Origin of the sequence: Tardiphaga sp., assembly GCF_044340795.1 — a bacterium.
Taxonomy (GTDB): Bacteria; Pseudomonadota; Alphaproteobacteria; order Rhizobiales; family Xanthobacteraceae; genus Tardiphaga.
Window position 1 is genome coordinate 1 of the sequence record NZ_JBIISY010000091.1, and the last position, 23899, is coordinate 23899.

21 protein-coding genes are annotated in these 23899 nt (G+C 61.8%); 8 read left to right on the forward strand and 13 right to left on the reverse strand.

Annotated features, from left to right (window positions below; translation table 11 throughout):
* Positions 1-267: 267 nt before the first annotated feature.
* A complete protein-coding gene (gene recF / locus ACIQ17_RS16200) occupies positions 268-1416 on the forward strand; it encodes a DNA replication/repair protein RecF (protein ID WP_398470083.1) in 1149 nt (382 codons plus the stop codon).
* Between the two features lie 240 nt (positions 1417-1656).
* Positions 1657-4098 carry a DNA topoisomerase (ATP-hydrolyzing) subunit B gene (gene gyrB / locus ACIQ17_RS16205; RefSeq protein ID WP_398470084.1) on the forward strand — a complete coding sequence of 814 codons (2442 nt, stop codon included), beginning with the start codon at positions 1657-1659 and terminating at the stop codon, positions 4096-4098.
* Positions 4099-4211: 113 nt separating this feature from the next.
* Here the strand turns inward: gyrB and ACIQ17_RS16210 are convergent, their stop codons facing one another.
* Both ACIQ17_RS16210 and ACIQ17_RS16215 read right to left on the reverse strand, forming a co-directional pair.
* Entirely contained in the window at positions 4212-5180 is a 969-nt protein-coding gene (locus tag ACIQ17_RS16210) for a Bug family tripartite tricarboxylate transporter substrate binding protein (RefSeq protein WP_398470085.1), read from the reverse strand.
* Between the two features lie 136 nt (positions 5181-5316).
* Positions 5317-6534, reverse strand: coding sequence for an FAD-dependent oxidoreductase (locus ACIQ17_RS16215; RefSeq protein WP_398470086.1), 1218 nt, complete (start codon positions 6532-6534; stop codon positions 5317-5319).
* A gap of 182 nt (positions 6535-6716) precedes the next feature.
* On the opposite strand from ACIQ17_RS16215, the gene ACIQ17_RS16220 reads away from it, so the two are divergent.
* Complete coding sequence (locus tag ACIQ17_RS16220) at positions 6717-7628, forward strand: LysR substrate-binding domain-containing protein (RefSeq protein ID WP_398470087.1); 912 nt, start codon at positions 6717-6719, stop codon at positions 7626-7628.
* Here the strand turns inward: ACIQ17_RS16220 and ACIQ17_RS16225 are convergent.
* From ACIQ17_RS16225 to ACIQ17_RS16240, 4 genes are all read right to left on the reverse strand, one after another.
* Positions 7618-8850: an ABC transporter substrate-binding protein gene (locus ACIQ17_RS16225; RefSeq protein ID WP_398470088.1), complete on the reverse strand. Its 1233-nt coding sequence runs from the start codon at positions 8848-8850 to the stop codon at positions 7618-7620. The genes ACIQ17_RS16220 and ACIQ17_RS16225 overlap by 11 nt on opposite strands.
* Before the next feature lie 58 nt (positions 8851-8908).
* Positions 8909-9664 (reverse strand): enoyl-CoA hydratase/isomerase family protein, encoded by a 756-nt coding sequence (locus ACIQ17_RS16230; RefSeq protein ID WP_398470089.1) that lies wholly within the window; start codon positions 9662-9664, stop codon positions 8909-8911.
* A complete protein-coding gene (locus ACIQ17_RS16235; protein WP_398470090.1) occupies positions 9664-10902 on the reverse strand; it encodes a CaiB/BaiF CoA transferase family protein in 1239 nt (412 codons plus the stop codon). Before ACIQ17_RS16235 ends, ACIQ17_RS16230 begins: the two co-directional genes overlap by 1 nt.
* 100 nt (positions 10903-11002) lie before the next feature.
* Entirely contained in the window at positions 11003-12313 is a 1311-nt protein-coding gene (locus ACIQ17_RS16240) for a hydroxymethylglutaryl-CoA reductase, degradative (protein ID WP_398470091.1), read from the reverse strand.
* Between the two features lie 270 nt (positions 12314-12583).
* Between ACIQ17_RS16240 and ACIQ17_RS16245 the strand changes: the two genes are divergently transcribed.
* Positions 12584-13978 (forward strand): PLP-dependent aminotransferase family protein, encoded by a 1395-nt coding sequence (locus tag ACIQ17_RS16245; protein ID WP_398470092.1) that lies wholly within the window; start codon positions 12584-12586, stop codon positions 13976-13978.
* A gap of 11 nt (positions 13979-13989) precedes the next feature.
* On the opposite strand, the gene ACIQ17_RS16250 is transcribed toward ACIQ17_RS16245, so the two are convergent.
* Positions 13990-14655 (reverse strand): GntR family transcriptional regulator, encoded by a 666-nt coding sequence (locus ACIQ17_RS16250; RefSeq protein ID WP_398470093.1) that lies wholly within the window; start codon positions 14653-14655, stop codon positions 13990-13992.
* Between the two features lie 200 nt (positions 14656-14855).
* Here ACIQ17_RS16250 and ACIQ17_RS16255 point away from each other — a divergent pair, with 200 nt between their 5' ends.
* The 4 genes from ACIQ17_RS16255 to ACIQ17_RS16270 are packed head-to-tail and all read left to right on the forward strand — an operon-like array spanning position 14856 to position 18988.
* The gene (locus ACIQ17_RS16255; RefSeq protein ID WP_398470094.1) at positions 14856-15716 is read left to right on the forward strand and encodes an ABC transporter ATP-binding protein; all 861 of its coding nucleotides are present in this window, start codon (positions 14856-14858) and stop codon (positions 15714-15716) included.
* Positions 15717-16490, forward strand: a complete 774-nt coding sequence (locus ACIQ17_RS16260) for an ABC transporter permease (RefSeq protein WP_398470095.1) — start codon at positions 15717-15719, stop codon at positions 16488-16490.
* Positions 16491-16514: 24 nt separating this feature from the next.
* A complete protein-coding gene (locus ACIQ17_RS16265; protein WP_398470096.1) occupies positions 16515-17540 on the forward strand; it encodes an ABC transporter substrate-binding protein in 1026 nt (341 codons plus the stop codon).
* Positions 17541-17548: 8 nt separating this feature from the next.
* Positions 17549-18988, forward strand: a complete 1440-nt coding sequence (locus ACIQ17_RS16270; RefSeq protein ID WP_398470097.1) for an amidohydrolase family protein — start codon at positions 17549-17551, stop codon at positions 18986-18988.
* 15 nt (positions 18989-19003) lie between these two features.
* Here the strand turns inward: ACIQ17_RS16270 and ACIQ17_RS16275 are convergent, their stop codons facing one another.
* The 6 genes from ACIQ17_RS16275 to ACIQ17_RS16300 all read right to left on the reverse strand — a co-directional run.
* Positions 19004-19537 carry a response regulator transcription factor gene (locus ACIQ17_RS16275; protein WP_398470098.1) on the reverse strand — a complete coding sequence of 178 codons (534 nt, stop codon included), beginning with the start codon at positions 19535-19537 and terminating at the stop codon, positions 19004-19006.
* Positions 19527-20918, reverse strand: coding sequence for an ATP-binding protein (locus ACIQ17_RS16280; protein ID WP_398470099.1), 1392 nt, complete (start codon positions 20916-20918; stop codon positions 19527-19529). Before ACIQ17_RS16280 ends, ACIQ17_RS16275 begins: the two co-directional genes overlap by 11 nt.
* Before the next feature lie 58 nt (positions 20919-20976).
* Entirely contained in the window at positions 20977-21753 is a 777-nt protein-coding gene (locus tag ACIQ17_RS16285) for an SURF1 family protein (protein WP_398470100.1), read from the reverse strand.
* Positions 21753-22157: a cytochrome o ubiquinol oxidase subunit IV gene (cyoD, locus tag ACIQ17_RS16290; protein WP_398470101.1), complete on the reverse strand. Its 405-nt coding sequence runs from the start codon at positions 22155-22157 to the stop codon at positions 21753-21755. Before cyoD ends, ACIQ17_RS16285 begins: the two co-directional genes overlap by 1 nt.
* The gene (gene cyoC, locus ACIQ17_RS16295) at positions 22154-22783 is read right to left on the reverse strand and encodes a cytochrome o ubiquinol oxidase subunit III (protein WP_398470102.1); all 630 of its coding nucleotides are present in this window, start codon (positions 22781-22783) and stop codon (positions 22154-22156) included. Before cyoC ends, cyoD begins: the two co-directional genes overlap by 4 nt.
* Positions 22780-23899 (reverse strand): cbb3-type cytochrome c oxidase subunit I (locus tag ACIQ17_RS16300; RefSeq protein ID WP_398470103.1); only part of this gene is annotated, 1120 nt, incomplete at its 5' end. The genes cyoC and ACIQ17_RS16300, both read right to left, overlap by 4 nt.

Here is a 23899-nt window from a genome sequence, read left to right on the forward strand (position 1 = left end):
GGTCGCGGTGCTGCGTCTGGCCGACCCGGGTTCGCCGACGCTGGTGCAGGACAAGGACAACAAGGGCGCCTTGTATGTGCTGATGCCGATGCGGGTGTGATTACCGTGAACGTGACTGTCATCGCCGGGCCGTGCGCGCAATGGCGCGCTAGGACCGGGCGACCCAGTAAACTCAGACATTCCAGCGAAACATAGCTGCCAGCGTTTACTGGATCCCCGCTTACGCGGGGATGACAGCAGAGTTTGCAGGGACTAGCTGTGTCCCCCATGACCGCCTCCCGTATCCATCGCCTGTCGCTGACCAATTTCCGCTCCTATCGGACGGCGTCCTTGGAGACGTCGGCAGACATGGTCGCGCTCGTCGGGCCGAACGGTGCCGGCAAGACCAATTGCATCGAGGCAATCTCATTCCTGTCTCCCGGCCGCGGCCTGCGCCGCGCCACGCTGGACGATGTCGCCAATAATGAAGGCGACGGTTCCTGGGCCGTCTCGGCCACCGTCGAGGGCGAGGTCGGCCTTGCTACGCTCGGCACCGGCATCGATCCACCGATCGAAGGCGCATCGATCTCGCGCCGCTGCCGTATCGATCGCGAGCCGGTCGGCTCGGCCGCGGCGTTCGGCGATCACCTGCGCATGGTGTGGCTGACGCCGGCAATGGACCAGCTCTTCATGGGCGCGGCCTCGGAACGGCGACGCTTCTTCGATCGGTTGGTGCTGGCCATCGACAAGGATCACAATGGCCGCGTTTCCGCACTGGAACGCAGCCTGCGCTCGCGCAACCGCCTGCTGGAAGAGCGCAGCAGCGACAGCCATTGGCTGGATGCCGTGGAACGCGAGACGGCGGAACTCGCCGTGGCGGTCGCCGCCATGCGCAGCGAGACGGTCACGCGATTGGCTGCCATGCTGCATGCCCGCGGCGCGGCGTCCGCTTTTCCCTCAGCACTCATTGCCCTCGACGGCTGGATGGAACAGGCGCTGACCAGCGAGCCTGCCACCGCCGTGGAAGACCGCTACCGCGCGATCCTGCGCGATAACCGCCCGCGCGACGCTGCCGCCGGCCGCACGCTGGATGGCCCGCATCTCACCGATCTGCAGGTAATCTACGCACCCAAGAACATGCCGGCACGCGATGCCTCCACCGGCGAGCAAAAGGCCCTGCTGATCGGCCTGATCCTCGCCCACGCGACGCTGGTCGCCGAGATGACCGGCATTACGCCCCTTCTCCTGCTCGACGAGATCGTGGCGCATCTCGACCCGGACCGTCGCAGGTCTCTGTTTGGCGAACTCGGCAAGCTCGGCGCGCAGGTCTGGATGACCGGCGCCGACCCCGCGGCCTTCTTCGATATCGGTCCGAGCGGCGAGCTGTTCGACGTGGTGCAGGGCAAGATAGCGCGGCGGCCCCTTTCGCCCGCGTGAGCGCCGTAACATGCGGAAAATCGCGCTCGAAATGGCGCCGTTTCCGGGCTGGGATCAGCGCTGAAATCGCATCGCCAAAACAGCCTTCAAACGGCTTGAAAAGCCGCCAAAAAATCCCATTTATTCAATAACTTGGAGCGCAAGACTTTGCGCTAGTTTCGATGCCGGATTCATGGCACAAAGTGCGGGATTCAGACGACGTTTCCCGCGCTGATTCGGCATCATCTTCGAAGGCATTCCATGACTGAACCAGCCCGGCAGCCCATCGCCGAAACCGAACACGTCATTCCGGCAGAATATGGCGCGGAATCGATCCGGGTCCTGAAGGGACTCGATGCGGTCCGCAAGCGCCCGGGCATGTATATCGGTGACACGGACGACGGATCCGGCCTTCATCACATGGTCTATGAAGTCGTCGATAATGCCATCGACGAAGCGCTGGCAGGCCATGCGAGCGCGGTCGAAGTTGTGCTCAATGCCGATGGTTCGGTGACCGTGCGCGACGACGGTCGCGGCATTCCCGTCGATATCCATAAAGGCGAAGGCATTTCGGCGGCCGAGGTCATCATGACCCAGCTCCATGCCGGCGGCAAATTCGACCAGAACTCCTACAAGGTCTCCGGCGGTCTGCACGGCGTCGGCGTGTCCGTCGTCAATGCGCTGTCTAGCAAGCTGATCCTGCGGGTGTGGCGCAACGACAAGGAACACATCATCGAATTCGCCCATGGCGAAGCCGTCGCCCCGCTCGCCGTCGTCGGCGATGCCAATGGCAAGCGCGGCACCGAGGTGACCTTCTATGCTTCAGCCGAAACCTTCACCATGGTGGAGTATGACTTCGCCACGCTGGAGCACCGCCTGCGCGAACTCGCTTTCCTGAATTCCGGCGTCAACATCCTGCTCTCCGATCTCCGCCATCCCGAGGAGAAGCATGAGAGGATGATGTATGACGGCGGCGTCGAGGAATTCGTCAAATATCTCGACCGCAACAAGAAGGCGATGGTGCCGGCCCCGATCGTGATGCGCTCGGAGCAGAACGGCATCTCGGTGGAAGTCGCCATGTGGTGGAACGACAGCTACCACGAGAACGTGCTGTGCTTCACCAACAACATCCCGCAGCGTGACGGCGGCACCCATCTGGCCGGTTTCCGCGGCGCGCTAACGCGCCAGGTCAACGGCTATGCCGAGAGCATCGCCAAGAAGGAAAAGATTTCGCTGACCGGCGACGATTGCCGCGAAGGCCTCACGGCCGTGCTGTCGGTGAAAGTGCCGGATCCAAAATTCTCGTCGCAGACCAAGGACAAGCTGGTGTCCTCGGAAGTGCGCCCGGTGGTCGAAAACGGCATCAACGAAGCGTTGGCTGCCTGGTTCGAGGAACATCCGACCGAAGCCAAGACCATCGTCAACAAGGTGATCGAAGCTGGCGCTGCGCGCGAAGCCGCCCGCAAGGCGCGCGAACTGACGCGCCGCAAGGGCGCGCTGGATATCGCCTCGCTGCCCGGCAAGCTTGCCGACTGCCAGGAGCGCGATCCCTCCAAGTCAGAACTGTTCATCGTCGAGGGTGACTCGGCAGGCGGCTCGGCAAAGCAGGGACGCAACCGCGAATTCCAGGCCGTGCTGCCGCTGCGCGGCAAGATCCTCAATGTGGAACGCGCGCGTTTCGACAAGATGCTGTCGTCGGAGCAGATCGGCACGCTGATCACCGCGCTCGGCACCGGCATCGGCCGCGAAGACTTCGACCTGTCGAAGCTGCGCTATCACAAGATCATCCTGATGACGGACGCCGACGTCGACGGCGCCCATATCCGCACGCTGTTGCTGACCTTCTTCTTCCGCCAGATGCCGACATTGATCGAAGGCGGCTATCTCTATATCGCCCAGCCGCCGCTCTATAAGGTGACGCGCGGCAAGTCGGAGCAGTATCTGAAGGACGAGCGGGCGCTGGAAGACTATCTGATCGAGACCGGTCTCGACGACTGCCTGTTCCGTACCTCCTCCGGCGAGGAGCGGACCGGTCGCGATCTGCTGTCGCTGGTGGAAGATGCCCGCGTCATCCGCTCGACGCTGAACAATCTGCATTCGCGCTACAATCGCGACGTGGTCGAGCAAGCGGCGATTGCCGGCGTCCTGAATGTCGAGGTGACGCGCGATCTCGCCGTCGCCAACGAAGCTGCGAGCTATATCGCTCGGCGCATGGATGCGCTGGCCGACGAAGTCGAGCGCGGCTGGACCGGCGCTTTCCGCGAAGGCGAAGGCTTCTTCTTCGAGCGCACCATCCGCGGCGTGAAGGATGTCGCCTTCATCGATGATGCGCTGCTCGGCTCTGCCGATGCCCGCAAGCTCGACGAATATGCGCAGCGCCTGCAGGACGCCTATCCGAAATCCGGCACCCTTCGCCGCAAGGACATGGAATTTGCGATCCACGGCCCGGTCTCGCTGTTCGAATCCGTGACCGATGCCGGCCGCAAGGGCCTCGCCCTGCAGCGTTACAAAGGTCTGGGCGAAATGAACCCGGGCCAGTTGTGGGAAACCACGCTGGACACCAATGTCCGCTCGCTGCTGCAGGTGAAGGTCAAGGAGGTCGACGAAGCCGACGACATCTTCACCAAGCTGATGGGCGACGTGGTGGAGCCTCGCCGCGAATTCATTCAGGACAATTCACTCAGCGCGAATGTGGACGTCTAACAGGACCAGCCATGCGCGCCCCATTAAAAATGCCGGCGTTCAATCGAACGCCGGCATTTTTCTTTTCATCAAGTGCGAACCAAGGACTGTGAGTCCAACCCTCGGACCAGAAATCAGTTCGAGATCTTCGCCTTGGCGCGCTTGACGATGTCTTCCATCCGCGCCGAGTCCTTGGTGATCGTCGCCTGGAATTCAGCCGGCTTGTCGGCAATCACCGTCAATCCAAGGCCTTCCATGCGTGCGGCCACAGTCGGATCACGGAGCGCTTCGACGATCGATGCATTGAGCTTTTCGATCACATCTTTCGGGGTCGCGGCCGGTGCAATGAAGCCATACCAGTTGCCGGCAAGCAGATCAGGCGACCCTGCCTGCGGCGCAGTCGGAACGTTCGGCAGCTGCTTGCTGGCGGCCGGATCGGTCACGACGATCGGCCGTAGCGCACCGCTCTGGACCTGCTGAACCGTATTCGAGAGATTGTCGCACATCATCGAGACCTGACCGCCGATGACGTCCTGAAGCGCAGGAGCTGCGCCCTGATAGGGGATGTGAACGGCATCAACGCCTTCGAGCACTTTCAGCGTCTCGCCGCACAGGTGGCTGGTGCTGCCGATGCCTGCCGATGCGAAAGTGAGTTTGCCCGGCTGTGCCTTGGCCAAAGCGATCAACTCTTTCAGCGAATTCGCCTTGACCGAAGGATTGACGACGAGAATGTTCGGCGTCGAAGCACCATTGGTGATCGGCGTGAAGTCCTTCTGGGCATTGTAGGCGGGCTTCTCGTAGATCCACGGATTGATCGCCATCATGCCCGTGGTCGCGAGCAGGATCGTATAACCATCTGCCGGCGACGCCGCCACGCGCGCCGCACCGATCGATCCGTTCGCGCCGCCGCGATTCTCGATGATGACATTGACGCCGAGCGACTTCTGCATCAACGGCGCGACCAGACGCGGAATCGCGTCAGCCGTGCTGCCGGCAGGATATGGCACCACGATCGTGATCATCTTTTCCGGAAAGGCGGCCATGACCGTCCCCACCGAGAGAGGCGCCATGAGCGCCGCGAGAATGAACGTCTTCCACTTCATCGAAAAACCCTTGTTTCGCATTCTGAACATCCTGCATGAAATCTTGAGAACCACGGCCTTGGCACCTCCACTCACGCAATTCTTGTTCAGCCGGCGGTCGCTTGCCGCCGGTCGTCGTCTCAGAATGTGACGGCGATCAGGCCGGCACATCCACATGCAATGCGCTCGCCCGCTCGAGCGAATCCAGCATCGCAATCCGGCGGAGCAAGGCGCGGCCCTTTTCGGGATCGGCTGCCGCCGCGCGGATGTCGTCGCGGAAGCGAGCACGATCAGCCTCGTCCTTCGCTTCGAGATTCTTCTTGTTGCGGATCGTGTCGCCCTGGATGGCCTGCATCGTAACCGTGCGGCGCTGTAGGTCGTAATCGGCGAGAATGCTTGCGCCATCCTTGCCGTTGATCACGGCACCGAGCTTTGAAGTCAGGTTCAGCGCATCATGAATGCCGCCATTCATGCCCATGCCACCGAGCGGGTTGTTGATATGAGCGGCATCGCCAGCGAGGAAAGAACGGCCCTTCTGGAAATTGGCGGCCACACGCTGATGCACGCGGTAGAGCGTGGTGTGGGTGATCGGCGCATCCACATCGCTTGGCACGACGCGCCGGATCGACGAGGTCACGTAGCCTTCGGACAATGCTTCTTCATCGGACATCTCTCCTGGGACCGGCATCATCACGCGCCAGGCGCCGATGATGCGGAGCAGGAAATACCAGCGCTCGGGATCAGCCACATAGCTGACCGACGACACACCCGGGCGCAGCGCGGTGAAGTCCACCGGCGTCGTCATCACGAGGAAGCGCTCCGGCCAGGTGAAACCTTCGAACTCCATGTCCTGGCTGCGGCGAACGATGCTGTTGGCGCCATCGGCGCCGATCAGCCAGTCGCATTCATAGGTCTTGTCTTCGCCGCCGGCGGTCACTGCGAGCGTGACGGCATCGCTGGTCTGTGTCACCGATTTCACTTCGCAGCCGAACACGATGGAGAATAGCGGGTTGTCCTTCAGACCTGCGAGAATGATGCGGGTGAGCTTGAACTGCTCGGCCTGAAGGCGAAACGGATGCCGCACGAGATCCGAGATCGCACCGAAATCAAACGTGCCGAGCACGCCATCCGCCGACGACGAATATTGAACTGTGGGCGCCTTCAGGCCCTGCGCGATGAGTTCCTTGGCGAAGCCGAGATCATCAAGCATGTCGAGGGTCGGCGGGTGGAAGGTCGACGCGCGGGACTCGCCGCTCAGCGTGTCGTTCTTTTCCAGCACAAGGACCGGAATGTTCTGCCGCACCAGATCCGCCGCGGCGACCATGCCCACCGGCCCGGCGCCCGCGATGATGACAGGAAGCTTCGTCTCGCTCATTCGTCCACAACCTCGATTTATCAGCGAACCACCGCCCGGCACGGACGCGATCCGATCAACCAGCCACTGCAGAAAAATCCCGCTTGCAGCTGACTTTCGTCATGAGGCGGAAGCTAATTGCCTTGTGCTTAGGCATGCAAACAATTTAATCTGCGGACATCTTGCGTTTTTGGAATGAACTCATGCGCCGTAGAATTCCGAGCCTGGGCGCGCTGATGGCCTTCAGCGCGGCCGCCAAGCATCTCAGCGTCACCCGCGCCGCCGGTGAGCTTGCACTGACCGAGAGCGCGGTGTCACGCCAGATCGCGCAGCTCGAGACCCAGCTCGGCGTCAAGCTTTTCCACCGCATCAAGAAGCGCATCACGCTCACGCGTGCGGGCGAAGCCTACAGCACCCGAGTGGCACAGACGATCGAGCGGATCGAGCGCGATGCCCTGGAAATCATGGGTTATGAAGCCGATGGGACCGTGCTGGACGTGGCAGCATTGCCGACGGTTGGCACCCAGTGGCTGATCCCGCGCCTGCCGGACTTTTATGCGCGCCATCCTGGCGTGGCCGTCAATGTGAGTGCGCGCAATACGCGCTTTTTCTTCAGCGAGACCGCACTCGATGGCGCCCTCTATTTCGGCCAACCCGATTGGCCTGGCACGCAAGCCGACTATCTTTTCGATGAAGTCCTGCTGCCGGTCGGCTCGCCCGCGCTGATCGGCAAGCGCGGCGAATTGCCGCCGCACGAGGTTGCCGAACTGCGGCTGCTTCATCTGGTGACGCGACCGGACGCGTGGCGGCGCTGGTTCGACGCTGCGGACCTGGAAGGCACCAATGTGATCCGAGGGCCGCGCTTCGATATTCAATCGACCTTGATCAGCGCAGCGAGTTCTGGCCTTGGCGTCGCGCTGCTGCCGGAATTTCTGATCTCCGACCAGTTGAGATCCGGCAAGCTGCGCGTGCTGTCGAGCCTGACGCTGAAAAGCGTCGGCTCGTATTACTTCGCCTCCCCGGAGGAGAAAGCCGGGAATCCGCTGCTCCTGGCTTTCCGTGCATGGCTGCTGTCGCAAGCGGAGGGATCAGCCCCTCCGGACCTTACTTCTTGACCAGCGGACACCGCGACGCGGACAGCGGCTGGAAAGCCTGATCTGCGGGGATTGTCGCGAGCAGCTTGTAATAATCCCACGGCGCCTTGGACTCGGCGGGCTTTTTCACCTCGAACAGATACATGTCGTGGACCATGCGGCCATCTTCACGGATCTTGCCGTTCTTGTAGAACACGTCATCGACCGGCAGTTCGCGCATCTTCGTCATGACGGCTTCGGTCTCGTCGGTGCCGGCGGCCTGCACCGCTCTCAGATAATGCAGGACCGATGAATAGGTGCCGGTCTGCAGCATGTTCGGCATCGCGTTCACCTTGTCATAGAAACGCTTCGACCATTTCCGGGTATCGTCATTCATGTCCCAATAGGATGCTTCGGTGATGGTCAGCCCCTGTGCTTCCTTCAGCCCAAGCCCGTGAACGTCGTTGATGAAGCCGGCCAGTGCCGAGAGCTTCTGGCCACCGGACGTCAGGCCGAACTCGGCCGCCTGCTTGATCGAATTGATGGTGTCGCCACCGGCATTGGCAAGCGCCACCACCTTCGCCTTGGACGACTGCGCCTGCAGCAGGACCGAGGCGAAGTCCGCGGTGCCGACCGGATGCTTGGTCGCGCCGACAACCTTGCCGCCAGCCGCCTTGACCACATCACCGGTATCTTTCTCGAGACTTGCGCCAAACGCGTAATCGGCGACCACGAAATACCAGCTATCAAATCCTTGTCTGACCTGCGCCTTTCCGGTGCTGTTGGCGATCGCGAATGAATCATAGGCCCAGTGAACCACATAGGGGCCGCAGACTTCGTTGGTAATCCGGGTCGAGCCGGGCGAACTCAGCGTGATGATCTTCTTTTTCTCCTTGGCGATCTCAAGGACAGCCAGCGCCGGCGAAGAGGACGCAACGTCGAGGATCGCGTCGACCTTGTCGGTATCGAACCATTTTCGCGCGGTCGTCGCGGCGATGTCGGGCTTGTTCTGATGATCCGCGAAAACGACTTCGACCGGCATGCCGAGCACCTTGCCGCCGAAATCCTCGACGGCCATTTGCGCAGCCGTCACGGCGCCCTTGCCGGTGATGTCGGCATAGACGCCCGACATATCCTCGATGACGCCGACGCGGACGACACCGTCCGACACCTGCGCGGTCTGCGCATTGGCCGAAGCCGTGCAAAGGAACACGCCGACAAGCGCGGCACCCAGTTGACGCGGTCCAAAGTCGATCTGTCTCATGCTTCCCCCTTCTGTGTATCGATTGGCTCGATACATCTGTTGCAATATGGCCGTGTCCTTACTTCCCGCTTCTGTTGGCGAAGGCGGCGAGGCCGCGCTTCGCGTCTGCACTTGTGAAGGTGCGCTGGCCAAGTGCAGCCTCCTGGTGGAAAGCCTCGGCAAGCGGCAAGTCCTGCAATGTCAGCGCAGCTTCCTTGATGGTCTGGATCGCGGTCGGGCTCAGCGCCGCAATCTTCGCAGCGAGCTCGAAAGCAACAGGCTCGACCTGATCCACATCGACAACGCGATTGATGACGCCCTTGGCGTGCAGGTCATCCGCCGAGAAGCGCTCGGCCGTCAGCATGATTTCCATGGCATGGGCGTAGCCGATCTGTCGCACCAGCCGCACCAGCGTGCCGCCGGCCGGCACAAAGCCGTGCTTCGGCTCCGGCAACTGGAACACGGCATTGCGGGCAGCGACGCGGACGTCGGTCGCCAGCATGATCTCGAAGCCACCGCCTATGCACATGCCCTTGATGGCGCTGATCACCGGCTTGTAGAAGCCGGGAAACTTGATATGGGCCGGATCCCAGGCGGAGATGTCCATCCTGTCGGAGGCCAATGCCGGGATCGATTCCATCAGGTCGGCACCGACGCAGAACGCGCGATCGCCCGCACCGCCCAGAACAACCGCACGCACCGCATCATCATCCTTGATCTCGCGAAACGCGCGGCCGAGATCATCATACATCGCCAGCGTCAGCGCATTCATCTTGTCCGGCCGGTTGATGCGGACCGTGGCGACATGGCCGTCTTTGCTGAAATCGATCGACATCAAATGGCTCCCGATGCCTTGAGGCGCTCAAGCTCGTCCTGCGTTACGCCAATGAGCGATGCCAGTACCTCCGCATTGTGCTCGCCCGGCATCGGCGCTTTCTCAAAGGTGGATTGATCTGTCGCAGAGAGCTTGATCGGCAGACCGAACATGCCGATCAGCTTGCCGGCCACCGGCACATTGACGATCATGTTGCGGGCGGCGATATGCGGATCTTCCACCACTTCGGGAATGGTCTTGATGGCGCTCAGCGGCACCTGGTCGCCGGCCATCTCTTCCAGTTCGGCCTTGGTGTATTTGCTGAACCAGCGCTCGAGCAGCGGCTTGACCTTGGTCTCTGCCACAACCGGATCGAAACGCTTCTCCATCGTGTCGATGCCCGGCGCGCGCGCCATCTCCGGCTCGCCAAACAGGGCACAGGTGATGGCCCAGAACTTATCGGTGTAACCGCCGAAGAAGACATAGCCGTCCTTGCACGGAAACTGGCCGTAAGGCCGCACGAAGGGATGATCGTTACCGAGCGGCGTCGCGACGTCCTTTTCGACGGTGTAACGCACCACGGCATTCTCGGTGAGGGTCAGCACCGAATCCTGCTGCGAGACATCGACCACCTGGCCTTTGCCGCTGCGCTCCGCCTCGCGCAGTGCGGCGAGCGTGCCGATCGCGGCATAGAGCGACGCGGCAAGATCGCCGATGATGGTGCCCACACGCACAGGCGGCAGGTCGGGATAGCCGTTCATCGACCACAGGCCGCCCACGGCCTGCCCGGTATTGTCATAGGCCGGGCGAGACGAATTCGGACCGGTTCGACCAAAGCCGCTGATCGCTGTGTAGACGAGCTTCGGATTGATCTCGCGCAGGGTGTCATAGCTGAGGCCGAGCTTGTCCATGGTCCCCGGCCGAAAATTCTCGACGAGGATATCAGCCCGAGCGACGAGCTTCTTCAACAGCGCCTTGCCGTCCCCGGATTTGAGATTGAGCGTGATGCCCCGCTTGTTGCGGTTGAACTGGGTGAAAAAGGCGCTGAACTGATCGTCCCCCGCGCCGACGAAGGGCGGAAAGGTGCGCGCATAGTCGGGATCGCCGGGATGCTCCACCTTGATCACGGTGGCGCCGAGATCGGCGAACAGCATCGAGCAAAACGGGCCGGCCACCACGCGGGTGATATCGAGGACGATCACGCCCTGCAGCGGGCCGCTGCGCGCCCCGAGCCCGTCGGTGTCAGTCTTTGCGTTCACATTGGCCTCCCTTTTCGTGTCCTCGCCAGCTTTGGTGGCGAGGGGTCATTGTCGTACAACGGTGCGCGCGAAGACAGGTGTTCGCGCAGCACCTTTAAGCTCAGGAGCGCAGCTTCTCGAGCACTTCCTTGGCGCGATCGACGCGGACATCGTGATTGGCCGCAAGTGCAGCAGCGACCTTCTCGATCTCGTCGCCGGTGGCGCCGGCAACAATGGCAATGTTGCGGGCGTGCAGTGCCATGTGGCCCTTCTGAATGCCTTCGGTGGCCAGCGCACGCAGCGCGCCCATGTTCTGCGCGAGCCCGACCGCGACGGTAACCTCCGCAAGCTCCTGCGCGCTCTGGACGCCGAGGATCTTCAGCGCGGCCTGCGCGGCGGGATGGGTCTTGGTCGCGCCGCCGACGAGGCCCAGCGCCATCGGCATCTCGATGGTACCAACGAGATTGCCCTTGGTATCGATTTCCCAATTGGTCAGCGAAGTATAGCGGCCGGAGCGCGATGCCCAGACATGGGCGCCAGCCTCGATGGCGCGCCAGTCATTGCCGGTGGCGACCACGATGGGATCGATGCCGTTCATGATGCCCTTGTTGTGCGTGGCGGCACGATAGGGATCGACGATGGCGAAAGCACAAGCCTCGACGATACCCTGCGCAATGCGCTCGCCGGCATATTCGTCCGTCTTGAGCGCTTCCGGCGTCACCGAGACCGTGGCGCGGGCGAGACGCAGATCGGCATAATTGGACAAAATGCGCAAACGCACGGTGCCGCCGGTGATCTTCTCGATCAACGGCGCGACGGTTTCCGCCATGGTGTTGACGGTGTTGGCCCCCATGGCATCGCGCACATCGACGATCAGATGCACCGCCATCATTGCCCCGACCGGTGTGGTCTCGAAGACATGCACCTCGACGTCGCGGCAGCCACCACCGAGCGAAATCAGCACCTTGTCCTTGGCATTTGCCGCTTCGATGATCGCATCCCGCGCACGCAACACGCGGGCACGGGCGCCATGCACGTCAGTGACGCCCAGCACCTGCACCTGCGCGCGCATGATCGGGGCCGAACTCGACGTCTGGAAGCCACCGCATTTGCGCACGATACGCGCCATATAGGACGCGGCCGCCACCACCGACGGCTCCTCGACCGCCATCGGGATCAGATAGTCGCGGCCATTGACGGTGAAATTGGTGGCGATGCCGACCGGCAGCTCGAACGTGCCAATGACGTTCTCGATCATGCCATTGGCAAGCTCGATAGGCAGCGTGCCGGGGCTGAAGGCGGACCGCTCATTATCGCCGCGCGACGTCGCATCGATCACCTTGCCCAGCCGTTCGGCCGGCGACAGGTTACGGAGATTTTCCAAACGTGAATTGATGGTTTCGGACTGATTGCCCGACGTCGTAACGGCCATTGCGGCGCCTCCCATGCAAAGGGTGTTCTGTTGGCGCGCAGTTACGCACCGGGACCCAGCGCCCGGAAAGGGACAGTTTCCAAATTTTGTCCTGTACTGTACCCATCATGCAGTGATGCTGTGCGCCGGCATTACGAACTCATAGAGTCTGTGCAGTGCAGCATTTCATCGCTCGCAGCTTGGCAACATGCGACTGTCGGGCCGACATTCGCGCTGCCAGCAGGGGTACGATCTTGATCGATTGTTCGGCACTGTACCCGGGGACTTCGCATGGCGATCGCGCGTAAGCCGTCCGATCCAGGCACGACGCTTGCGGGCAATCTCGCCACTCGCCTACGCGCGCAAATCCTCTCCGGCGGGCTTCCCGAAGGCCATCGCCTGCCCTCCATCAGAAAAGCCGCCGGGGAATTCGGCGTGTCAAAGAACACCGTGGTCGAAGCCTATGAACGGCTGGTGCTCGGCAATCTCGTGGCAGCAAAAGCAGGCTCCGGATTCGTTGTGATCTATCGCGGCGATGACAGCGGACGACCGAAACATGTCAGCGAGGCCGTCGATATCGCGTCGCTGCTGAATGCCCAGCTCTCCCAGAATTTCGAGATCCGCGTCGGCGATGGGAGACCGCCTGCATCCTGGACGGAGCAATCGGAGATCAAGCGTCATCTCAGCGGCACCGGACGCATCATGCCAGTCGCCGCGGACGCCTATGGCTCCGCACTCGGCTTCCTGCCATTGCGGCAGCAGATCGCCTCGCGTCTGCAGGCGCAGCAGGTAGCGGTCAAGGAAGATGGCCTGTTACTCACCTTCGGCGCCAACCACGCGCTCGATCTGATCATCCGCGCAATGCTGTCACCTGGCGACACGGTTCTCGTCGACGAGCCGGGCTACTACCCGCTCTTCGCCAAGCTGACACTCGCGCAGGTGCGCATTGTCGGCGTGCGACGACTGGCGGATGGGCCTGACGTCGGGGATCTCGCCGCGAAGATCAGATCAGAACGACCAAAGCTGTTCTTCACCCAATCACTCGGCCACAATCCGACCGGCGGTTCAATCTCGCTGCCAGTGGCGCATGCGGTGCTGCAAACGGCAATGCGCGCCAATCTCGTGATTGTCGAAGACGATCCGTTTTCCGACCTGCCGACAGCCGCCAACAGCCGCCTCGCCACGCTCGATCAGCTCAACAATGTGATCTCGATCGGTACTTTCGCGAAGACGCTCTCCGCAAGCCTTCGCTCCGGCTTCATCGCAGCGCGCAGTGATCGTATTGCAACGCTGGCCGAGTTGAAGATGCTCACCTCCGTCAACAGCTCCGGCCACGTGGAGCGATTGCTACACCGGCTGCTCGCGGACGGGCATTACGATCGCCACCTGAAGCGGTTAGGACAACGCAGCGACGCCGCGATGAACCAGGTGCGTACGCAATTGCTGCGTGCTGGGCACCGCCTCTATGCCGATGCAAGGACGGGTTATTATCTCTATCTGATGCTGCCCGATGGCATTGACGACATGATGCTGGCGCGTGACGGCGCCAAGAGCAGCATCTTCATCGCACCCGGCAGCCTGTTCTGCATCGACAAGAACAGTCCACTGGCGAAAGCCATCCGTATCAATGTCTCGCGGGCCGATGACCCGAAGTTCTATGAATTCCTGCTACGCCGCCTGCAATAGGCGCGGCAGCCTCAGCGCGTTTCTTCCGCATAAGGCGCGAGCACATCGACGAGGTCACGGCCGCGGGCTGGACCCGGCTCGACCAGTGCCCGATTGGCCACCTCGCCGAGATGCGAGTGCATCAGTGCCATCGCCTGATCGGTATCGCCGTCCTGCAGCGCCTCGATGATGGCAATATGCTCGTTGATGCCGCATTCCGATGAATGCGGACGACTGAACAAGGACAATGTCAGGCAGCAACGATAGGCGATCTCGCTGACATAGCGGACCAGAACCGGGCTGCTGGTCATTGACGCCAGCAGGATATGAAATTCGGTCGCGAGCCGGATCGAAACTGCGTTCGGCCCGTCATGCGCTTCCTGCTCGGCCGCCACATGCGCCTTCAGGCGAGCGATCTGTGCAGGTTTCAGCTTGCCCGCGAGCTTGCGCACGATCAGGCGCTCCAGCTCCATCCGGATATCAAAGATGTCGCGCGCGTCCTGCCAGCTTGGCGTGACCACAACGGCGATCCGGTTGCGGCGGAGTTCGACCAGACCTTCGGACGCCAGTTGCCCGAGCGCGTGGCGTGCAATGGTGCGGCTCACGCCGAAGCGCTCGCCGAGGGAGTCCTCCGGCAGCTTGGTGCCCGGCTCCAGTGCCTGCTCGATGATCGCCCGCCGAAGGGCACGGCAGATCATCCCGACTTTGTCCTTTGGATTCGGCGTTTCTGGCATTCTGTCGAACCTGTATCACTCCCCGCATACAAGCGCTTGCGCGAAGTGCATGCACTTTGACGACGGCGCTGCCCAATAAATTCGCAGCGAGCGTTCGGTACCTGCAATTTGAGGAGGATTCGCGTCGGACTCAAGTGGCACCCCAATTGCATACACTTATCGTCATGATCAGTATGCAAGAGAATGGGGCTGTGGCCCAGAGCACGTCACGTATCGCGACCGCCATCGAGCTGTCGCGGACTTCGGTGACCTTCGGCCGCGGTGCTACCGCCACGCCGGCTTTGTCGGAAACCAACCTTATCATCCCCGACGGCGAATTCCTCGCCCTTGTCGGCCCCTCCGGCTGCGGCAAGTCGACGATCCTCAAACTGGTCAGCAATCTGATCCGCCCGACGACCGGCGTGGTCATCGTGGGCGGCCGCGAAGTTGCGGCCAAGGCGCTGCGGATTGGCATGGCGTTCCAGAACCCGACCATGCTGCCCTGGCTGACCATCGAGCAGAACGTCATGCTGCCGCTGAAAATCGTGCAGCCTTTCCGCGCCGAATATCGGCAGAAGCGCAAAACCGAGTTCCGCGACAAGGCCCATGCACTGCTGGCGCAGGTGGGTCTCAAGGATTTCGCCAGGAAGTATCCGTGGCAGCTCTCTGGCGGCATGCTGCAGCGAGCCAATCTCTGCCGCGCACTGATCCATGAACCGCGCATGTTGCTGCTCGACGAACCCTTCGGCGCCCTCGATCAGTTCACCAAGGAAGAGTTGTGGTCGATCCTGCAGGGCTTGTGGCTGCAGCACAAGCCGACCGTTCTGCTGGTAACTCATGATCTGCGCGAGGCCGGCTTCCTGGCCAGCCGCATCTGCGTGATGAGTGCCCGGCCAGGCCGCATTCTCGACGACAGCGCGGTGGATTTCCCGCGCCCGCGCACCATCCCGATGACATTCGAACCGGACTTCGTGGCGCTGAACCAGCGCTTGCGCGATCTCATCGTCAATGCGCGCAGCAGCGCGCCAGCACCGCAGGAGGCATAAATGAACCTCGGCCTCCGTCAAAAGCTCTGGTCGTTCGGACTGATCGTCGCCTTCTTCGCGGGATGGCAGCTCTTCTGCGTCGTTTCGGGCATGTCGGATCTCATCCTGCCGCGTCCGACCGACGTTCTCGCGACATTGATCGCGCGTTTCCCGGTGCTGTGGCCGCATATCGTGCAGACGCTGGTCACCACCATGACCGGCTTCGCGCTCGGCGTCGGCCTCGGCGTCATTCTCGGCGCGATCATCGGCGTGTCCAAAGTCGCCTATGACACCGCCTATCCGCTACTGGTCGGCTTCTCGTCGATCCCGAAAGTCGCCGTGGTGCCGATCTTCGTATTGTGGTTCGGATCGGGTTCGGTGCCGGCGATCCTCACCGCACTGTCGATCTGCTTCTTCCCCATCGTCGTGAACATCGCGACCGGCCTCGCAACCACGGAGCCCGAGCTCGAAGACGTGTTGAAGGCGCTGGGGGCGAGCAAGATGGATATTCTCTGGAATGTCGGCCTGCCGCGCACCATGCCGTTCTTCTTCGCCTCGCTGAAGGTCGCGGTGAGCTACGCCTTTGTCGGCGCGGTGCTCGCGGAGACCGTCGCGTCCAATCGCGGCATCGGCAACGTGATGATGAGTGCATCATCGAACTTCAACGTGCCGCTGGTCTTCGCCTGCCTGTTCATTCTCGCAGCCCTTGGCGTCGCCCTCTACGTCATTTTCTCCCTGATCGAAGCGCGTGTGACCGGATGGGCCACGCGCAAGACCGACGCCATCGCGACCTAATCACCACTCAACCAGGAGACCGTCATGTTGAAGAGATTGACTGCCCTCGCCTTTTCCAGCGTGTTGCTCATGAGCGCCGCTTCGGCGCAGGAAACCACGATCAAGTTCACGCTCGGCTGGAAGACCCAGGGCAGCGACGCCGCCTTCTTCTACGCCAAGGACAAAGGCTATTTCAAAGCTGAGGGCCTCAACGTCGTTATCGACCAGGGCGAAGGCTCCGGCGCGACCGTGACGCGCATCATGTCTGGCGCCTGGGATGCCGGCTTCGGTGACGTCAATGCCATCATCCAGAACTCGTCGACGCGTCCCGCCGATGCGCCGGTCATGGTCTATATGATGTGGAACCAGCCGCCCTTCTCGATCGTCACCAAGAATTCCAGCGGCATCAAGACCATCAAGGATTTCGAAGGCCGCACGCTGGGCGGCGCGCAGGGCACGCCGACCACGCGCCTGTTGCCGGTGTTCATCCAGAAGAACGGCCTCGCCGCCGACAAGATCAAGGTGTCGAACATGGCGCCGAACCTGCAGGAGCCGATGCTGATCAAGGGCGACATCGATGCAGCGCTCGTGTTCAACATCACCAGTTACTTCAACCTGGTCCTGAACCGTCAGGACCCGGACAAGGACTTCAAGTGGTTCTCGTTCGGTGAATTCGGCCTCGATCTCTACTCCAACGGCGTCATGGTTTCGCAGAAACTGCTGAAGGATAATCCGAAGGCAGTGGCTGGCCTCGTCCGCGCCATCAACAAGGCGAACATTGCCATCGCCAAGGATCAGAACGAAGCCATGAAGTCGGTCGTGGCTTACGACAACCTGGTCGATGTGCCCGTCGAGAAGCGCCGCATGCAATTCGCCTTCGAGAAGCTGATGGTCTCCCCGGAGATGAAGGAGATCGGCGTCGGCGACATCAAGGATGATCGCATGGCCCGCGCCATCGGTATGGTGGTGGAAGGCTATGAGCTGAAGCGCACCCCGACGCCGAAGGAGATCTTCTCGCGCGACTTCCTGCCGCCACGCGGCGAGCGCGATCTCGTCTATACTGCGAACTGATCGGCGCCATGACGGAGGTTCTGTCTGCGACCCATGCCTTCACCGGCACCGAACGGGGCCTCGTGCCTCAGGCCAGCATTGCCTATGCAAATGGCCTGATCACGGAAGTTTCGACTGGTACCGCGACAGGGTCGCAGACGAACCATCTCGTTATCCCCGCATTGGTCAATGCTCATGACCATGCGCGCCCGTCCATGACTTCCTTCGGCGCATCGGGTATGCCGCTGGAGTCATGGATCTTGCGCTCGGCATTTGGCACACCGCCGGACGCCTATCTCGCCGCCGCTGTCTCACTCGCCCGATCGGCACGCGCGGGCTGCGGTGGCGCGATGATTCATTACACACGCCCCAGCGGGAAGCTGCCGATCGTCGATGAAGCAATCGCCATTGCGAGGGCGGCACGTGATGTCGGCATCCGGATCGCATTTGCGCTCGCGGTGCGCGACCAGAACCCGCTGGTCTATGGCGACAGCGCCGATGTGCTGTCCGCTCTTTCCGATGAAAACCGCGCGACGATCCAGGATCTCTTCATTCGCCCCAGCCCGACACCGGCAGAGTATCTCAACCGTGTCGAAGCCATCCATACGGCAATCGCCGGGCCCACTATCGACGTGCAGTATGGGCCGGCCGGTGTGCAGTGGTGCTCGCCTGCACTTCTCGAAGCGATCGCAGAGCGCTCGGCCGCCACCGGCAGGCGCGTTCATATGCATCTGCTCGAGACCATCTATCAGCGCCAATGGGCCGACCGGGCGTTTCCCGGCGGCGTAGTCCGCTATCTGAAAGATATCGGACTGTTGTCAAAACGGCTCACCGTGGCCCATTGCATCCATGCGCGCCCGGATGAGCTCGACATGATCGCGGAATCCGGCGCAACCATCGTTACGAATTTCAGCTCCAACCTGCATCTGCATTCGGGTTTCCCGCCTATCGCCGACGCGCATCGCCGAGGCTGCAAGGTCGCGATTGGCATCGACGGCGTGGCACTCGACGAGGACGATGATGCCATCCGAGAAATGCGCCTTGTCCAGATGGCCCATGGCGGTCTCGGCTTCGAGCGCACATGGAGCCGCGCCGAGTTCCTGTCGCTCGCAGTCCGCAATGGTCGCAGGTCAATCGGCGCGCCGGGTACCGGCACACTTGCGGTTGGAGAAGCCGCTGATTTCGTCGTGCTGGACATTGGTCAGCTCGACCGCGACGCGATCATGCCCGTCGACTCCATCGACCTGCTATTCGCACGTGGCAATAGCAGCTGCGTGCGCGAGGTGATCGTCGATGGGCGCACGATCTACCGCAAGGGCAAGCTCACCGGCGTCGATCTCGATGCGATGGAATCAGAGATCCGCGCGATGTATCGGGCAAATGTGCCGCAATTCAAAGCGCTGGCGCAGGCATGGAAGCCGCTCGAAGGCGCGCTTGCCTACTGGTTCAGGCATCAGGGCTGTTGCTAGCCTCTGGCCTCGACATCAATTCACCTGACGCTTCTCGAGCTTTCTCGCCAGCGTCCGTCGATGCATGCCAAGGCGGCGGGCCGTTTCGGAAATGTTGAAATCACTCTCCACCAGCGTCTGATGGATGCGCTCCCATTCCAATGTCTTGATAGAGGTCGGCCGTTCGGTGAGCGCGACCTGCGTATCGCCGGCTGCCTTCTGGAACGCTTCCTCGATGTCATCGGTGTTCGATGGCTTGGCGAGATAGTGGCAGGCACCGAGCTTGACCGCCTCGACCGCGGTCGCAATGCTTGCATAGCCCGTGAGGACCACGATCAGCATATCCTCGCTCAGGGCATGCAGCGCCTCCACGCAGGTGAGACCGGACGCGCCGGCGAGCTTCAGGTCGACCACCGCATAACCTGGAATCTTGTCGCCGAGCACTTCGGTGAGTGTCTCAAAGCCTTCGGCATGCAGCACGCTGTAACCGCGCCGCTCGAACGAGCGCTTGAGCGTGCGGGCGAAACCTTCGTCGTCTTCGACGATGATCAAGAGACGTTCATCGGACATGTCGGTGCGCTCCTATTGCGAGGGCGGATAGCGGCAAGGACAGCGTGACGACGGCGCCGCCGACCGGCCGATTGTCCGCCGCCACAGAGCCGCCCAGCTTGCGGACGGCATTAACCACGAGGAACAGGCCGAGCCCACGGCCAGCGCGACCTTTGCTGGAATTGTAGGGTTTTCCGAGATTGGCCAGCATCTCCGGCGCGAATCCCGGCCCCATATCGCTGACCTTCAGAACAAGCTGATCGCCGTTGCGTTCGAGAGCGACGCGGATCCACAGCGGCGACACCTCATTGGCATTGTCGAGCACGTTGAAGATCGTCTGTTTCAACGCGGAGTCCGAGACGATCGGCATGTCCTCGCCAAATCGGTTCTCATAGACAAGCGTTCCGCTGGACCGCGCCATGCGCCAGTCATCAACCAGCTCGCCGAAAAAGTCATTGACCGAGGTCACCGCGGGCGCTTCGCCGCGCATGTCGCCTGCCGACATCAGGATGCCGGTCACGATCGACTTGCAGCGCTGCACGTCGGCCTGCATCTCGGCAATCTCTTCCATCAGCTCGGGATCACTGGCGAGCGTGGGCATCCGACGCCAGTCGCTGAGGATGACGGAGAGCGATGCCAGCGGCGTACCGAGTTCATGAGCGGCACCGGAGGCCAGCAGACCCATACGGACGATATGATCTTCCTCCGCGGCCTGCTGGCGCAAGGCGGCCAGCCCGTTGTCGCGATCGCGCAGATTGCGCGCGATCCGCGTCATGAAGACCACGATCAGCGCAGCATCGAGCACGAAGCAGATCAGCGTGCCGATGATGTGGATCTGGAAAAGATGATCGGCCATCTCCGGCGGCAAGGCCAGCGGACGATGGAATATGATCAGCCCCCCGAAGCACAGACTGGCGACGACTACGACTACCCAGGTGGAACGCGCGTTGAGCAGCATCGCGCCGAGGGTGACCTGCAGCAGATAGAGCGACACGAAAGGATTGGTTGCTCCGCCGCTTAGATAGAGCTGCGCCGTGAGAGCTGCGACGTCGAGCAGCAACAGCATCAGCAGCTCGCGATCACGCGCGTCGGTCTGCTTGCGCAGCCATTCCTGGCTGATGACATTGAGGAAGATCGAACCGCACAGCACCGAGATCATGGGCATCAGCGGCAGCTCGACGCCCATCACGATATGAACGAAGCCGATGGTCAGGACCTGGCCGACCACCGCGATCCAGCGTAGCTGGATCAGCAGGTTGATGTTCTTGACGTTGGTCGTTTCGTCGAGCGGCTGTACGACGGGAGCAATGGCAGCCGAACCGAACACATGCGGCACCGCGTCGGGCCCGACCCCGGCTCCGTCCGGTCCACCTGCGTTGCTAGAGAGTCCGATACCCGGCATTTCACACCGTCACGCTCGACGCACGCGACCTCACCCCGGCCGGCGCGACTTCGTCATGTCATACGCGAGATGGTGATTTTTTCCGAATCTTCCACTCGTGGCGCCCGACATACAGGGCCCCGGCAGCCAGCATGAGCGCAAGACCGAACCAGGTGAGCGCATAGACGGTGTGGTTGTTCGGAAAAGATACAACGGTCAGGCCGCCATGGGGCTGGCCCGGCGCATCGAGGGACTTGTCCGCATCGATGAAGTATGGCGCGACATCCTTGAGCTTTTGGCTTTCGGCGATCTCCGCAACATCACGTGAAAACCAGCGTCCGGCAGCGGGATCGTTGGTCCGTAAAAATCCGCCTTTGGGCTCGGAAATCCGGAGGAGGCCGGTCACCGTCACCGGTGACGTGGGGGCAGCAAAGGCGTCCGCCTTGCGCTCGTCGGGGCTGACAAAGCCGCGATTGACGAGAATGGTGAAGCCGGCATCGGTGCGTAACGGGGTCAACACCCAGAAGCCGGCACCGCGATCCGAGACGGCCTGCACCAGCACGTCCTTGCCCGGCATGAAACTGCCGGAGGCCGTGACGCGACGATATTCGTCATTGCTGCGAGAAATGGCCAGCCACGCCGCGGGCCCGGGTGCAGCGGCGGGCGCGGCGTGGCTGCGCTGATCGACACGTGCGATCAGATCGAGTTTCCAGGCGCGGCGCTCCACTTGCCATATGCCGAGCGCCGAGAAGCCTGCAATTCCAAGCAGCGCGAGAACAGCCAGCACGGTGAGCGTGGCAGTCCCGCGCGGCGCCCGATCGGCCTCGCCGGCCGATACAGGCGCGGTCACGCCCATCAGGGCATGTTCCGCATGTCGTGGACCGGCATCATGTTGACGTTCAGGTGGTACATCACCCAAAGCGAACCGGCGAGCGCGATGACCACCACGATGAGCGTGAAGATGAACGCCATCATGGTCCAGCCGCCATCCGACGTCGTGTTCATGTGCAGGAAGTAGATCATGTGGACCACGATCTGCACCACGGCGAAGGCCACGATGATCGCGATGGTCCAGTTCTTGTTCTCGATCGCGCCGGTCATCACCAGCCAGAACGGGATGACGGTGAGGATGACCGAGAGGATGAAGCCCGTGAGATAGGACTTGTACGAACCGTGGTCACGTCCATCGTCATGGCCGTGCGCGTGATCGTCGTGGCCGTGGGCCGCGTGACCGTGATTGGCGTGTGCGTCAGCGCTCATCGCACGACTCCCATCAGATAGACGAAGGTGAAGACGCCGATCCAGACGACGTCGAGGAAGTGCCAGAACATGCTCAGGCACATCAGGCGGCGCTGGTTGGCCTCGATGAGGCCGAACTTCGCCACCTGCACCATCAATACCACCAGCCAGATGATGCCGAAGGTGACGTGCAGACCGTGGGTACCGACCAGCGCGAAGAAGGACGACAGGAAGGCGCTACGCCACCAGCCAGCACCTTCATGGATCATATGGTGGAATTCGTAAAGTTCGATGCCAAGGAACGCGAGACCGAACAAGCCGGTGATCGCCAGCCACATCTGCGTCGAGCCGACTTTGCCCTTCATCATCGCCAGCATGGCGAAGCCATAGGTGATCGACGAGAACAGCAGCATCGCGGTGTTCAGCGCAACCAGCTTGAGGTCGAACAGGTCCTTCGGCCCGGGACCTGCGGCGTAGCTCGTGCCGAGCACGCCGAAAGTCGCGAACAGCATCGCGAAGATCAGGCAGTCGCTCATCAGATAGAGCCAGAAACCGAGCAACGTGCTCTGGCCGGCCGGATGATCGTGCTCGTCGGCGACGTAGAAGACCGGCGCCTCGCCGTTCATGGTTTGGGTCGATGCACTCATGATGCGGCCTGTGCTGCCAGGAGCTTGGTACGCTCGGCTTCCGTGTTGATGACCTGATCCACCGGAATGTGGAAGTCACGCTTGTAATTGAACGTGTGGTAGATCGCGCCCGCGATCAGCGCGATGAAGAACATCGCGGCAGCCAGCCACATATACCAGATCAGCGCGAAGCCGAGAGCGGTCGCAAGACCCGACAGAATGATGCCGGCACCGGTATTCTTCGGCATGTGGATCGGCTTGAAGCCCTGCAGCGGACGCTGATAGCCACGGTTCTTCATGTCGTACCAGGCATCATTGTCGTGCACGACCGGGGTGAAGGCGAAGTTGTAATCCGGCGGCGGCGACGAGGTCGCCCATTCCAACGTGCGGGCGTTCCACGGATCACCGGTGTGGTCGGCCAGTTCCTTGCGCTTCCAGACGCTGACCGCGATCTGCATCAGGAGGGCGCCGATGCCGGCCGCGATCATCGCAGCGCCGATGCCGGCGATGATGAACCAGATCTGCAGCGACGGATCTTCGAACACGCGCATGCGGCGGGTCACACCCATCAGGCCGAGCACATAGAGCGGCGCGAAGGCGACCCAGAAGCCGACGACCCAGAACCAGAACGACACCTTGCCCCAGAACTCATCGAGCTTGAAGCCGAACGCCTTCGGGAACCAGAAGTTGATCGCCGCGAACACGCCGAACACCACGCCGCCGATGATGACGTTGTGGAAGTGGGCGATCAGGAACAGCGAGTTGTGCAGCACGAAGTCGGCCGGCGGAATCGCCAGCATCACTCCGGTCATGCCGCCGATCACGAAGGTCAGCATGAAGGCGATGGTCCACATCATGGGCAGATCGAACCGGATGCGGCCACGATACATCGTGAACAGCCAGTTGAATATCTTCGCACCCGTGGGGATCGAGATGATCATCGTCGTGATTCCGAAGAAGGAATTCACGCTGGCGCCCGAGCCCATGGTGAAGAAGTGATGCAGCCACACGAGGTAGGACAGGATCGTGATGACGATGGTGGCGTAGACCATCGAGGTGTAGCCGAACAGCTTCTTGCCCGAGAAGGTCGAGGTCACTTCCGAGAACACGCCGAACAGCGGCAGGATCAGGATGTAG